The 14,021-nt window shown below is 33.1% G+C and carries 17 protein-coding genes; 1 reads left to right on the forward strand and 16 read right to left on the reverse strand.

The annotated features are described in order from the left end of the window. The coding region (locus CUL_RS17240) for a nucleoside recognition domain-containing protein (protein WP_035143067.1) at window positions 1-542 on the reverse strand (542 nt) is incomplete at its 3' end. Window positions 543-751: 209 nt separating this feature from the next. Between CUL_RS17240 and CUL_RS0110660 the strand changes: the two genes are divergently transcribed. Next, window positions 752-1,621 (forward strand): DUF4349 domain-containing protein, encoded by an 870-nt coding sequence (locus CUL_RS0110660; RefSeq protein ID WP_025641644.1) that lies wholly within the window; start codon window positions 752-754, stop codon window positions 1,619-1,621. A 53-nt stretch (window positions 1,622-1,674) separates the two neighbouring features. Here the strand turns inward: CUL_RS0110660 and CUL_RS0110665 are convergent, their stop codons facing one another. Genes CUL_RS0110665 through CUL_RS0110735 form a run of 15 tightly spaced genes read right to left on the reverse strand, consistent with a single transcriptional unit; the run spans window position 1,675 to window position 14,014 of the window. After that, entirely contained in the window at window positions 1,675-1,926 is a 252-nt protein-coding gene (locus CUL_RS0110665; RefSeq protein ID WP_025641646.1) for a cysteine-rich small domain-containing protein, read from the reverse strand. After that, window positions 1,926-2,657, reverse strand: a complete 732-nt coding sequence (cobK, locus tag CUL_RS0110670; protein WP_025641648.1) for a precorrin-6A reductase — start codon at window positions 2,655-2,657, stop codon at window positions 1,926-1,928. Before cobK ends, CUL_RS0110665 begins: the two co-directional genes overlap by 1 nt. Then, window positions 2,654-3,376, reverse strand: coding sequence for a precorrin-3B C(17)-methyltransferase (cobJ, locus tag CUL_RS0110675; protein ID WP_025641650.1), 723 nt, complete (start codon window positions 3,374-3,376; stop codon window positions 2,654-2,656). The genes cobK and cobJ overlap by 4 nt, the downstream gene beginning before the upstream one ends. Before the next feature lies 1 nt (window position 3,377). Next, the gene (cbiG, locus tag CUL_RS0110680; protein WP_025641651.1) at window positions 3,378-4,391 is read right to left on the reverse strand and encodes a cobalt-precorrin 5A hydrolase; all 1,014 of its coding nucleotides are present in this window, start codon (window positions 4,389-4,391) and stop codon (window positions 3,378-3,380) included. Then, complete coding sequence (cobM, locus tag CUL_RS0110685) at window positions 4,388-5,143, reverse strand: precorrin-4 C(11)-methyltransferase (protein WP_025641653.1); 756 nt, start codon at window positions 5,141-5,143, stop codon at window positions 4,388-4,390. Before cobM ends, cbiG begins: the two co-directional genes overlap by 4 nt. A 39-nt stretch (window positions 5,144-5,182) precedes the next feature. Then, window positions 5,183-5,731, reverse strand: a complete 549-nt coding sequence (cbiT, locus tag CUL_RS0110690; protein WP_025641655.1) for a precorrin-6Y C5,15-methyltransferase (decarboxylating) subunit CbiT — start codon at window positions 5,729-5,731, stop codon at window positions 5,183-5,185. Next, complete coding sequence (gene cbiE / locus CUL_RS0110695) at window positions 5,718-6,308, reverse strand: precorrin-6y C5,15-methyltransferase (decarboxylating) subunit CbiE (RefSeq protein ID WP_025641657.1); 591 nt, start codon at window positions 6,306-6,308, stop codon at window positions 5,718-5,720. Before cbiE ends, cbiT begins: the two co-directional genes overlap by 14 nt. Further along, the gene (gene cbiD / locus CUL_RS0110700) at window positions 6,308-7,384 is read right to left on the reverse strand and encodes a cobalt-precorrin-5B (C(1))-methyltransferase CbiD (RefSeq protein ID WP_025641659.1); all 1,077 of its coding nucleotides are present in this window, start codon (window positions 7,382-7,384) and stop codon (window positions 6,308-6,310) included. The genes cbiE and cbiD overlap by 1 nt, the downstream gene beginning before the upstream one ends. After that, window positions 7,381-8,001 (reverse strand): precorrin-8X methylmutase, encoded by a 621-nt coding sequence (locus CUL_RS0110705; RefSeq protein WP_025641661.1) that lies wholly within the window; start codon window positions 7,999-8,001, stop codon window positions 7,381-7,383. The genes cbiD and CUL_RS0110705 overlap by 4 nt, the downstream gene beginning before the upstream one ends. Before the next feature lie 11 nt (window positions 8,002-8,012). Continuing rightward, window positions 8,013-9,320: a cobyrinic acid a,c-diamide synthase CobB gene (locus tag CUL_RS0110710; RefSeq protein ID WP_025641663.1), complete on the reverse strand. Its 1,308-nt coding sequence runs from the start codon at window positions 9,318-9,320 to the stop codon at window positions 8,013-8,015. Further along, on the reverse strand, window positions 9,321-10,370 hold the full coding sequence (locus tag CUL_RS0110715; RefSeq protein ID WP_025641665.1) for a pyridoxal phosphate-dependent aminotransferase: 1,050 nt from the start codon (window positions 10,368-10,370) through the stop codon (window positions 9,321-9,323). Between the two features lie 4 nt (window positions 10,371-10,374). After that, window positions 10,375-11,325, reverse strand: coding sequence for an adenosylcobinamide-phosphate synthase CbiB (cbiB, locus tag CUL_RS0110720; protein WP_035143068.1), 951 nt, complete (start codon window positions 11,323-11,325; stop codon window positions 10,375-10,377). An 8-nt stretch (window positions 11,326-11,333) separates the two neighbouring features. Further along, window positions 11,334-12,176: a cobyric acid synthase gene (locus CUL_RS0110725; protein WP_025641668.1), complete on the reverse strand. Its 843-nt coding sequence runs from the start codon at window positions 12,174-12,176 to the stop codon at window positions 11,334-11,336. A gap of 16 nt (window positions 12,177-12,192) precedes the next feature. Further along, complete coding sequence (locus CUL_RS0110730) at window positions 12,193-12,972, reverse strand: ABC transporter ATP-binding protein (RefSeq protein WP_025641670.1); 780 nt, start codon at window positions 12,970-12,972, stop codon at window positions 12,193-12,195. A gap of 31 nt (window positions 12,973-13,003) precedes the next feature. Beyond that, window positions 13,004-14,014, reverse strand: coding sequence for an ABC transporter substrate-binding protein (locus tag CUL_RS0110735; RefSeq protein ID WP_025641672.1), 1,011 nt, complete (start codon window positions 14,012-14,014; stop codon window positions 13,004-13,006). Between the last annotated feature and the right edge of the window lie 7 nt (window positions 14,015-14,021).

Below are 14,021 nucleotides of genomic sequence, written 5' to 3' on the forward strand. Positions count from 1 at the left end.
AAATTTTCTCCGCTAGGGCTAGTTAGCCCCATCATAAAAATAGTAACGATTAGTCCCATACCAAAGGAGGTACCAATATTAGTTAGTGCTGGTAATTGATATTTTTTGAAATATCTACGAAATCTTCTGTCTTCAGCTAAAGTCAATACTGCTGGATTATCTGATAAATAGGTTGTAAATATACTTATTACACTTGCCCCAGGAAGACCGTAGAGAGGCTTCATCAAAGGAGATAATAATTTATTCGCTAGTGAAATAACCCCAAATTCCGTTAAAATACTAGCTACTGCTCCTGCTATTACTGCTATGGCCATTATTTTAAATACTGTGTTCATGAGTAAATCATAGGCTGTATTTAGTAGAGTGTTTATCGCATTTATTAGCCCCATTTTACTTCCTAAAATGGTAAAGAATCCAATTATTATTGCCAAGCATACAAATCCTTCTAAACCTACAGCTTTTTTTAATTTTGTATCTGCCCTAGCTTCAACACCATATTTTTGACTAGCATCTACCTTATTAACATTAGATTGGTTAATCATCCCTTCACACTCCTCTGTGTAATTCTTTACTAAAGCATTTTTTACAGTAAAAGATTTATTTCTTTTAATTTTATTACCATATACTATTATACATTATTATTTAACAAATGCTTATTTTTTAAATTTTTTAACAATTGATAATAATGTAACTAATTTGTAGCATTTTTCTTGTATTTATATTGTATAATCATATTAAAGAGGTGAGCCTAGTGATAAATACTAAAAAGAAAATTCTTTTTTTGTTTAGTGTATTACTTGTTTTATCTATGATAGTTGGTTGCAGTGCAGAAAAAAGTAAAAATACGTCTGTAGATATGGCCATATCCGATTCTGATTCTCATGAGTCCTCAGAAAAAGAAGAAAGCAGTTTTAAAAATGAATCGTCTAGTCCATTGGAACCAGAAAAAGTCATCACCACAATTGATATTAGGTTTGAAACTACTGAGTTTGATAGATCTAATGATGAATTGAATAAGGTTATAGAAAAACATCAGGCTTATGTAGAGTATTCCAATATATCCTATAGTTCAAGGAATTTTCAAAATGGAGAATTTACTATTAGGGTTCCTAAGTCTAGTATTAATAATTTCAAATCCGATTTAAAAACAATAGGAAATAAAGTTTGGGAAAGTACTAATAAACAAGATGTGACCAAACAATATACTGATACAGAATCCAGAATGAAAGTTGTTGAAGTAAAAGAAGAAAGAATTCTTGCCCTTATGGAGAAAGCTGACAAAGTAGAGGATATTATCGCTTTAGAAAACCAGTTAAATGAAGTCATATATGAAAAAGAAAGGTTAAAATCTAGTCTAATGGATTTGGATGATAAAGTGGATTTTACTACAATCAATTTATATATCCAAGAAGTTGAAAAACTAACTAGCTCAACAAGTCCAGAAACTTCCTTTGGTAGAAAAGTTTTAGATGCTATTGATGAATCTTTATATTTCTTTAAAAACACTTTGGAAAAATTAGTAATTTTACTAATTTATTTATTACCCTTTATTATTATCCTTGGAATAATTGGTTTCTTAATCCATAAGGGTATGGTTAAGTATAAGAAGAGTAAAAAATAATTGAAACATTAGCCTTAGTTTCTTTGTTTAAATTGGAGACTAAGGCTATTTAACTACTTTCTTATCCGTCTATTCACTTCCATTATCTTTTCATTTATATAATCATATCCTTTCGGGGAATGGGGTATTAGGCAATTGGTACAGTCCTTTATTCCATTATTGTCAAAATGATTTCCTCCACATTCTTCTAAAAAATATAATGGACAATAACAGAACATACAATTAAAATTTTCTTCATCTTTTACTTTATGACAAGGAAAATACTCACAAGCAGTATTTCTATAAAATCTATAGGAATTCTCCATTAGACATGCCTCCTTATTATTTTTTCTATGGAATCTAAACTATGAAAGCCACCTTCCATCTCCCTCCCTATTATAATAGGGATTATACCTAATTCCTCACAAGCCCTTATTTTATCTAGGGTACCTCCTTCCTCTCCACTATCCTTCATTACTACATAATCTACACCATACTCTTTAAACATAGTCTTATTATACTCCACTGAGAAGGGCCCTAGGACAGCAATTATGTCCTTTAACTTTATATCATGTTTTCTACATATTTTAATACTTTCTAATGCAGGTAGTATTCGATAAATAAATCTATTTTCTCCCCGTACTTTTTCAAAATCGCCTATATTTTTTGAACCTGTGGTGAAAAATACCGTCCCATTTATTTTAGCAATATAATCATAGGCTTCCTCATAATTCTTCAAGTATATACCTTTAGAATTTGAGACTACTTTCTTTCTAGCATACCTAATATATCCTATATTCTTTTCTTCTGCCACCTTTTTTGCATTTTCTGTTACTACCTTTGCATAAGGGTGGGAAAGGTCTACTATTAAAGATATACAGTTTTTAGAGACAAACTCTAGCATTCCAGCATAGTCCATTCTTCCCGTATAAAACTTTAGATTTTCAATAAACTCTTCCCCACTTTCTGTTGCCACGGTAACAATATAGCTATCCAAATCCTTTATTCTATCTATAAGCCTTCTAGATTCGCTAGTACCACCAATTATCCAGATCATCTTATATGGTACCCCCTTGGAGTTATCATCTGGTCATCTTTTACATAGGTATTACTATTCCCTATTATTAATATACTTAGCATGTCCACCTTTTCATAAGAAATGTTTACTAAGGTAGTTAAGATTATTTCTGTATTTCCACGACCAGAATTCTTTACTATCCCCACCGGTGTGTCCCCTTCTTTATATTTAAGCATTATTTCTACGGCTTTTTCTAAATGGTCCTTCCTCCCCTTACTTCTAGGGTTGTAAATAGCTATTACAAAATCCCCTTCTGCTGCCTTTTCAATCCTTTTCTCGATTACTTCCCAAGGAGTTAATAAATCACTAAGGCTAATGGAGGCAAAATCATGCATAATGGGTGAACCTAATTCACTGGCTGCAGAAAAAGCAGCCGTAACTCCTGGAATTATTTCTACTTCTATATCCTCTTTCAATTCTAATATTGGCCCAGCCATACCATAAAGTCCAGCATCTCCTGTTGAAATTATAGCGGTGTTTTTTCCTTCTTTTACTTTTTTTATTGCTAATTTACACCTTTCTATTTCCCCTTTCATCCCTGTAGAATAAATTTCCTTTCCTTTTACCAAATTGCCCAGATAGTCTATATACGGGGTATAGCCTACAATAATATCAGATTTTTTTATAGTTTCTATGGCCTTCAATGTCATATGCTCTCTACCTCCAGGCCCTATACCGATTACATATAGTTTAGCCATCTTATACCTCCTTTGCTACGGATATGGTTATTCCATCTATTTTAATTTTCCCAGTTAACATCTTCCCTCCTAGTAGATAGGCAGAAGGTTCTGATACAGAATATACTCCTATTGTTTTCTTTACAAATTGGGATTTTGGAAATTGATCTTCTACCTTTTTTATCTCCTCTAAGGTAAATATTTTCAAGGGACAATTGAAATGATTGCAAGCCTCTATTATACCTATTTCATCCTTTTTCACTTCTATGGTTCCTATAGCTTTAATTCCCTTAGAAGATAAATTTAATTGAGTTAGTATATTTTCAATGGCTTCTATTATCCTTTTACCTTCCATACCCCTTCTACACCCTATACCTATATTGATATTCTTAGGTATTAATCTACAGTGTTTTTCATAGGGAATGTCTATCCTTTTTTGAGAACTTACTATAGTAACTCCTTGAATAGAATGGTCTATATCCTGAAAATTATCTAGTATTTTTAGATTGTCATATTTTATAATTTCCTTCAATTCGGAATAAAACCCTATTTTATTTTTATTTACCATCATGGCAGTAATATCCTTTACTGCCCCCATATCTTCCATATGGTAATTATTTTTCATAGCAAATAGATCTATAGATTCTATGCCTCTGTTATCCGAGGCAGTGGTAATAACAGGAATAGCTCCTATAATATCCCCTACCCATTGGGCCAATCTATTTGCACCACCAATATGGCCTGACAATAGACTAATGGAAAAATTACCTCCATCATCTACCACAACTACAGCAGGATCTAAAGTTTTATTAATAATATAAGGATTCATGAACCTAACAGCAATTCCTGTAGCAGATATGAAAATGAGTCCATCATATTCCTTTACGAAATAATCCATTCTAGTCTTTATGCCTCCATGAATTTCATCGTTAATAAAATGGTGGACAATATATTTATTATTTTTAGAGCTTGCTTTAACTAGTTTTTCACCTATTTCTTTTCCCTGTTGGGTAAAGGAAATACAGGCAATTTTCATTTAGAAGCCTCCCTATATTCATGGGAAAAGAATGGGTCATATAGTTTAGACCTTTCGTATTCTCCTTTTATAAAATCCCCTACTAATATCTGGGCGGTTTTAGTAATTCCTGCCTGTTCTACCTTTTCTTCTATATCCTTTAAAGTACCCATTATTATCTTTTCATCATCCCAAGTTGCCTTATATACTACAGCTACTGGTACATCTTCCCTACCATAACCTTTATTTAACTTTTTAACTACCCTATCCATATCCTTTACTGATAGGAATAAGGCCATTGAGGCTTTATGTTTAGCTAATAGCTCTAAATCCTCTTCTTCTGGCACTGGAGTTCGCCCTTCTATTCTGGTTAATATAACTGTTTGGGTTACATTAGGCAATGTAAACTCTTTTTTTATGGCAGAACAGGCAGCAGTAAAGGAGCTAACACCAGGGATAACTTCGTACTCTATGCCCATTTCATCTAATAAATCCATCTGTTCTCTTATTGCGCCATAAATAGTTGGATCTCCTGTATGTAACCTTACTACTTTCAACCCTTCCTTTACTGCCTTCTCCATCTTATCCACTATTTCTTCTAAGGTCATGGAAGCGCTATTATATATCTTACAAGAATCTCTACAAAATTTTAAATGATCCTTTGACACTAGGCTTCCAGCGTATATGACCATATCTGCCTTTTCTAATAACTGTCTTCCTTTAATGGTTATTAAATCCACATCTCCAGGGCCTGCTCCTACAAAACTAATCATTAGATTTCCTCCTCCCTAAAATATAAACATATAGCCTTTTCATCTTTTCACTCCCTTTGCTATAAATATAGGATTATTCCCCCTCATAAGCCCTATCTTGTCCATATAAGAAGACTGGATTAATTGGACATCAACATCTGTGTATTCATAGGCCTTTAATAATTGGAGAAAATGGTTTAAATTGTTTAGAGTGATAAAATTGCCACATAATATGCCTTTTGGTTCCATATGGTCATTTAGATATTCAAATATTTCCTTTAACTTACCACCACTACCTCCTAGGAAACATTTATTAAATTTGATATCTGGTAGAACCTCTGGTGCTTCTCCCTCTATTACATCTATAGTTACATTAAATTTAGACTTGTTTTTATTTATAATATCTATCCCCTCTTGATTTTTTTCAATTGCCCAAACTTCAGCCCCTTGTAGGCTAGCTTCTATAGATATGCTTCCTGTACCAGCGCCTATGTCCAATAACTTGTCCCCTTCTTCTATGGATAAGTAGGCCATAGTTAGTATTCTTATATTGAATTTGGTCATGGGAACCTTTCCCCGTATAAATTCTTCATCTCTAATCCATTTCATTTTCTATCACCACCACAGCTAAAGGAGTAATATCATCTATTTTTTTACCTATCTCTGCCTTTATTATCCTTTCATCTTCATAGGAAAGATTGAAACCTACATATATCCTGCCTTTAACTCCCATTTCATATAGGCTTTTAGAGATAAGTGAAGGGGTATTGTCTTTATCCGTAAGGATTATAGATAATTTATAATTCTTTACACTTTCTAGCTTTCCTTTTCTTCCATGTAAAGAAAGAAAATTTGCTCCTTGCCAGGTAATACCTAATTTTGCCATCATATATTGAAAGGAGGATAGCCCAGGCAATATCTTTTCAATCTTTATATTCTCCCTTTTAAGGTATTCAACAATTCCATAAAAACAAGGGTCTCCTGAAGCTAATATTAGAATATCTTCATATTCTTCTAGAAGTTTATCTATATGAGCAATTTTTTCTATTCTTATAAAATCCTTCCTAATATGGCCTAAAGAATTGGAAACCCTGCCAAAGGCTACTACTTTTTCAAAATTTTCTATGGCATCCTTTACCTCCCTAGTTAAAAATCTAGGATTTCCTGGACCTATACCAGCTACCACTACCCCATATGAACACCCCTTTCCATGGAATAGATAATTACCTTAACTGGATAATCTTCATCCTTCAAATATTTTTTAACCCTTTCTTCTGCTCCTTTTTCCATATCCTTTACAATATTCCCGTATCCTGCTTCAATACAAAGATTTAATCCTTCCTCTGCTGTTAAACAATTATTTATCTCTTCTAACAATGATTTAGATACTCCTTTTAAAGATAGATAATAAATAAAAGCTTCCATCCGTGCATCAGATATATTACTATGGGTATTAAATATACCTATGGATAGTTTAGCAAATTTACCAATATGGCCTACTAAAGTCATAGATTTAAATCCTTTATTGTATATATAGAGAATACTGTCTCCAATAAAATTGGAGATCTTCACTATACCACCTTTTAAATCTAGAGATTTTGCTAATTTCTCTCCATAATTTCCTGGTACTAAGATTATATTTTCCTTACCATATCTATCTTCTATAGCATCTACTTCCATATATATGGTCTTTATTAAAGCCTCCTGGGACATAGGATAAACTATGCCTTTAGTTCCTATAATAGATATACCGCCTTTAATTCCAATATTCTCATTGTAAGTTTTTTTACTAATCTCTTCTCCATTAGGAGCATAGATTAATACATTATATCCTTTAATGGATACCTTTCTTATTTCCTTTTTTATCATCTCTTTGGGTACAGGGTTTATGGCAGCTTCTCCAATCTCTCCAAACAAACCCTTTCTATTTATCCTCCCAATGCCTATTCCTCCGTCTATGACTATTTTTTCATCTTCCCTCTTTTCTACTTGGGCATATATTGCCATTCCATCGGTTACATCTGGATCATCGCCCCCATCTTTAATTACGGAACAGGAGGCTTTGTTTCCTTCTTTCTTTGGATTATTTATTTCAAGTTTCAGCCTTACCCCGGCTGGAGTATCTATTACCACATAGTTTGGAATTTCTCCAGTTTCCAACATAAGAACTGCTGCTTTAGTAGCTGCTGTAGCACAGGAACCAGTTGTATATCCACATCTTAATGGTTTCCCATCTTTTATCACATACATATCCAATTTCATCTTCCTACCACCATATACAATAGGGCGTTAACAATAGAGGCTGCAACGTTACTACCGCCTTTAGTGCCTATTGTAGATATGGAAGGAATATGAAATTCCCTTAAGTATTCTTTAGATTCCTTGGCACCAACAAAGCCTACTGGAACCCCTATGATAAATCTAGGATTAACTCTACTTTCCTTTACTAATTCCAATAGCCTAAATAAGGCAGTAGGTGCATTTCCTATGACGAACATATCTATTCCCTCTTCTATAGCTAAATCTATAGCTGCCGCCGAACGAGTAGTATTTAACCCTTCAGACAGAGCATAGGCCCTTTCATCATCGATTAAATATTTTAATTTACACCGAGTTTTTGATAGGGCTTTTTTATTTATTCCCATATAGGTCATTTTAGTGTCGGTAAAAATAACGCCTCCTTTTTTTATACTATCCACTGCCTCTTCAACAAAATTTCCTTTAAAGGATATAATATTTCTATATTCAAAATCTCCTGTTGTATGGATCATCCTCTTTGCAATTACCTTTTCTTTGTCAGTAAAAGATGTATCCCCCATTACTTCCTCTATAATATCCATACTTTTGTTCTCTATTTCCATTGGATTCTTAATATACATGATTTCCCTCCTTATCTTTTGTTCTCTATCCTATCCAGCAGATAATTAAAAGCCTCCATATTACCTAGGAAATTAATATGGGGATATGCTCCTAAAGCATTTTTATAGCTATATCCGCACTGCCAATTTCTATTGGTTTTAGGTTTACTTATATAATATAAAGGTCTATCTTCTATTTCTATTATAGAGCGGTGAAATTCCTGACCAACTAACTCTTCTCCCCTTCTGCCCAATATAGTATCCTCCATTAGTTGAATATTTGTATATCCAAACCTTTGAAGTCTATCCGTCATATAGGCTTTCCCTTTGAATATCCCTACCATAGGAGCATTTTCTATATTCTCTACTAAATACATAAAACCTCCAGCTTCCCCGTATATATAACCTCCTAATTCTACCATTTTTCTAATAGAATTTATCATAGTTTGATTTTGAGAAAGCTCTTTTTTATATAATTCAGGGTATCCTCCACCAATGTATAATAAATCACATTTTGGTATTTCTTTATCCTTTAGTGGAGAAAAGTATTCTACCTGACAGCTATTTTCCAATAGTCTTAAATTTTCATTATAATAAAAAGAGAAAGCTTTATCATAGGCTATGGCCACTTTAATATTTCTTTTTCTTGGATATTCATATTTTGCTATATCTAAATCATTCATAAGATGGATTATCTCCTCTAAATGGACAGTTTTTTCCATAATCTTTGACAGCCTATCGATTATATTTTCTGCATATTGGTTTTCCATACTTTGAACTAAACCAAGATACCAACTTTGTATTTCAAGATCCTTATCTTCTTCTACATAGCCTAATACTCTAATCCCTATATATTCTTCGATTTTTTCTTTTAATAGAAGGTAGATATCCTTTCTTACCTTATTCAAAATGATCCCTTTAATCCTAGAATCTGAAAAATCTACCATACCTTTTATCTTGGGAATAGCTGAAAACATCTCACCTTTTGGCGTATAGATAAGAAGAGCATTGATATTTAGTTTTTTTGATATATGATAACTGGAATTCTCAAAAGTATTATATATTCCATCAAAATATCCCATGGCTCCTTCTATTAGGGCGTATTCTCCTCTGTTCATAGATAGACCCACCTCTAATCCTTCCTCACCCATCATATACATATCCAAGTTTCCTGCTCTTTTTCCCGAAGCTAATCCTAAATACCTGGTATCGATAAAATCTGGTCCAGTCTTAAAGGCAGATATGTCTAATCCCCTATTTTTTAATGCTCTAATTAGCCCAAGGGTAATTAAAGTTTTACCAGTATTGCTAGAAGGGGCTGTAATCATTATAGTCTTCATCTATGATCTCTCCAATTCCTTAAAGGTTTTTATTAGCTTTAAATTATTCTCTCTGTTTTTTATAGCCAACCTAATATAGGTATTATCTAATCCATTAAAACTGGAGCATCTTCTAACTAACAAACCTCTTTTTAGAAAAAAATTGAATACATATTCTTCATTCCATTTCAATAGTTTTATTAGGATGTAATTAGTATGAGTCGGATAAGGTTTTATCCCTTCAATTTTGTCTAATTCCCTTAATAGAAATTCCCTTTCACCTTCTATATAAGCTTGACTCCTTTTTATATAGTCTTTACATTGGAAAATATATCTACCTGCCTGGTCCGCTAGGGAATTAACGCTCCAAGGTAATTCTATTTCTCCATATTTTTTACCTATATCCATTGATACACAACCATAACCTAATCTAATACCTGGAAGGGCAAAGAACTTAGTAGCAGCTCTAATTATTCCAACATTTTTAAAAGAGTCTTTTCTAAATATTTCAATACTATCATAATCCTTTGGACAGAACTCATAAAAGGCTTCATCTAGTAGTAGGTAGCCTTCCTTTTCCTTGATTATTTCGTATAATTCCATTAAAGTTTCTTTTTCAATCCTCAGCCCTGTTGGATTGTTAGGATTCCCTAGGATTAATAGATCTTCAGCCTTTATTGTCTTTTCTATAGAGGTTAAATCCAGAGTGAAATCCCCATAATAATTTAATCTAACTACTTCTTTTTCGTAGATTAAAGCCCTTTGTTCATATTCTGAAAAGGAGGGTAATGTAACTATTATTCTAGGAAACATAAGTACAAAATTATTTATTATATCTACTGCCCCATTGCCTACTATTACATTCCCTGGATTACATCTTAAATACTTTGATATACTGGATTTAAGATGCCTATACTTTATATCTGGGTAGTTTGTCATATTGTTAAAACCGTGGATTAATTCTTCTTCCAGACCTTCTGGAAATCCTAAAGGGTTTATATTGCTACTAAAGTCTATTAACTCCCCTTCATAATATTTTTCATAAGTTATTAAATCTCCACCATGTCTCATCTTTTCACCTACCTAATAAAATATTAATTAGTCCATAAATAACAAGTAATAATACTTCTGTTCTATACATAATCTCAATGGTTTTCTTAATATCCTGTCTCTGAATATTCCTGATTCTATCCCCTATAGTTGGCTTTTCTACTATCTTGCCAAAATAATAGCTATTACCCCCTAACTGAATATTTAAAAGACCTGCCACAGCTCCTTCTGGATAGGCTGCATTTGGGCTTTTATGATTGTTCCTATCTCGTATCATTATCCTAAAACCATTCTTTACATTGAACCTAAATATGGAAGATAGACATATTAAAACCCCTGTAAGTCTAGCGGGGATATAGTTGTATACATCGTCAACCTTTGCAGGAAAAAAGCCTAGTTCCATATATTTCTCATTCTTATAACCTAGCATAGAATCCATTGTATTAACCATCTTATACATGAAACCTCCTGGAGCACCTAATAGCATAATATAAAACAATGGGGCAATGACTCCATCAGCAGTATTCTCTCCTACGGTTTCTATAGCTGCTCTTATTATTTCTTCTTCTGAAAGGTTCTTCGTATCTCTTCCCACTATATAGGAAAGTTTAAATCTTGCTTCTTCAATTCCTTTATCTAGTCCATAATATACCTTCATAGCCTCCTTATCTAAAGATCTAGCTGCAATACAGGTATATATAAGGTATATATTGATGATGGAATGGAGAACTTTATATTCCTCTATGGTCTTTAGCAATAGATAGGGTATTGTAAAAGCTATAATAATGTTTATAATTACTATTAAAAGCCCTCCAATTTTTAAATTAGAGATTCTTCCCTGACGCCTCCAATGAATTTTTCTCACTAATTTTTCCTCTAAGGATATTAGCCTTCCCATTAGCTTTACAGGATGGGGAAAGCTATAAGGGTCTCCTATTATTAAGTCTAATATTACTGCTATTAAGATACCTTTCATATTTTCACCTAATCTAGTTTCAATAAAGAATATATATAGTCCATATCTAGATTTTCCCTTATCATTTTAGATAGTTTACCTAATTCCCCTTCTATTTCATCTTCCCTTTGAGGAAATAGATTACAATGTTTTTCATAGTCTATTAAGGAATCTTCGTCCACCAATTCTAATGGGGTAAGGGGAAGGGTCCCTATTACAGGTATATTTAGTAATTCTTCTATCATTTCAATGCCTGGATCCAACAATCTTTTATCGCCCCTAAACTTGTTGATAATTAGTCCCTTGATTCTAGCTCTTTCCTCTTCTTCTAAAAGTAGAACCGTGCCATAAAGGGATGCGAATACCCCTCCCCTATCTATATCTGCTACTAATAATACTGGTGCATCGGCCATCTTTGCCATTCCCATATTTACTATATCATTTTCCTTTAAATTGATCTCTGCAGGACTACCTGCGCCTTCCAAAACCATAATATGGTTTTCTTTTTCTAAATTTTTATAGGCTTCTTTAATCATTGGCTTTAATTCATCTTTATAGGTAAAGTATTCTAAAGCTTCCATTCTGTTATAAAACTTTCCTTTTATAATTACATCACTGCCTTTATCCGAATTGGGTATTAATAATATAGGATTCATATTAGGGTTTGGTTCAATACCTGCTGCTTTGGCTTGCAAAGCTTGGGCAGTGCTCATCTTATAACCTTCTTCTGTTTCATAATATTTTGAAGACATGTTTTGGGATTTAAAAGGGGCAACCTTATATCCATCTTCTTTAAATATCCTACATAATCCAGTGCATATAAAGGATTTTCCAGCTGAAGATGTGGTGCCTTGTATCATAATATTTGCCATTTAATACCTCCATCTTTTAATTTACTTTATAAGGTATAAAATAGGGACAATGGTTTATTTCATCCCTATATATGTGACCTTCTACCCTAAATACCTCTTTTAATAATTCTTTTTTAAATATGGAATTGGGATTATTATATTCCCATATTTGTCCATCTTTCAGTACTAATATATTATCCGAAAACCTAGCTGCTTGATTTAAATCGTGCAATACCATTAAAACCGTCAAGTTTAAAGTTTCATTTAGTTCCTTTACCAATTCTAGTATTTCTAGTTGATAGGATATATCTAAAAAAGTGGTAGGTTCGTCTAGTAGCAATATTTCAGGTTTTTGGGCTAAGGACATGGCTAGCCATGCCCTTTGCTGTTCTCCACCAGATAGAGCCATTATATATCTATCTCTAAATTCTTTCAGTCTAGTCTTTTCAATAGCCCAGTCCACAATTTCATAATCTTCTTTCCCCAACCTTTGTCCAAATTTCAAATGGGGATATCTGCCATAGGATACTAATTCTCTTACAGTAATATCGGCAGGTGTATTTTTAGATTGGGGAAGAATAGCCATTTTCCTTGCTACCCATTTTGTAGGTAAGTTTAATATATTCTCGTCCTCTATATAAACGGAACCTTTTACAGGCCTTATACATCTAGATAATGTCTTTATCAAAGTGGTTTTTCCTGAGCCATTTGGCCCTATTATACTTACTATTTGACCTTTCTCTACTCTTATACTTACATCCTTTAATATCTCCTTTTCTCCATAATTTACATAAAGATTTTTTGCTAGTAACCCCATGTCTACACCCTTTTTCTAATTGTAATTTTCCCTATTTAAAGGTATCAGGATAAAGAATTTTTGCTAACCCTTCATAGGCCTCCACATATCTATGGTTTGGTTTATACATATATAGTTCCTTTGGTAAGAATATATATCTATCCTCTTTCACAGCCGTCAAGGAATTCCAAGCTGGATTATCTTCTACATCCTTTTTAAGCCTTTCCAATACCTTTTCTTTATCGGAACCGGTGGTTTGTACGAAAATAAAATCTGGATCTTCTTCCAATATCTTTTCCATACTAAAGGCTATTGCATCGGGTCCTGTAGCTGCCGTATCCGATATATTTGTAGTGTGTAAATCCTTTAACATTTCCCCTACTGTAGAATCGGAACCCCTTACGGTAATGCTTTTTGCACTGGCCATCATTACTAAGATTTTATAGTTCTTATCCTTTGGAGCCTTCTCAATTATCTCTTCCAAACCATCTTTAACTTTAATTCCATATTCCTCATATAGATCTTCTCTATCATTTAAAGCTGTAAACAATCTTACCATTTTAAAATAATCATCTTTAACAAAATAATTTAATGCCACAATCTCAACTCCATTCTCCTCTAGAATAGGTACCAATTCCATCTGATGCTTCTGATTGGAATTAAGAATTACCAGGCCTGGCTCTAAGGATAATACTTTCTCCACATTTATAGCGCCTTGTTTTCCTACCACTTCTGCATCTTTGGCTTCTTCGACTATTTTTTCTGGTGGCGCTTCTAAACGGCCAACAACTGTACCTCCAGATTTACACCATACCTCCAGATAGGAATCGAATAATACTATTGTCCTTTCTGGGTGCTTCCTAATGGTCATCTCTTTATCCCTTCCATCTACAAAAGTAACGGAATCCTCCTTTATATCTATTCCATATTCCAATTCTTCTGTTTCTACTTGCTCTACTTTTCCTGTATTTGTTTTCAAATCTTCATTATTAGAACAAGCAGTAATTAAAGATAGAATTAAAATTAGAATTAATAATGATGAAATTATTTTTTCCCTATTCATTTCTTCC

Source organism: [Clostridium] ultunense DSM 10521 (assembly GCF_000511955.1).
In the GTDB taxonomy this organism is placed as follows: Bacteria; Bacillota; Clostridia; order Tissierellales; family Tepidimicrobiaceae; genus Schnuerera; species Schnuerera ultunensis.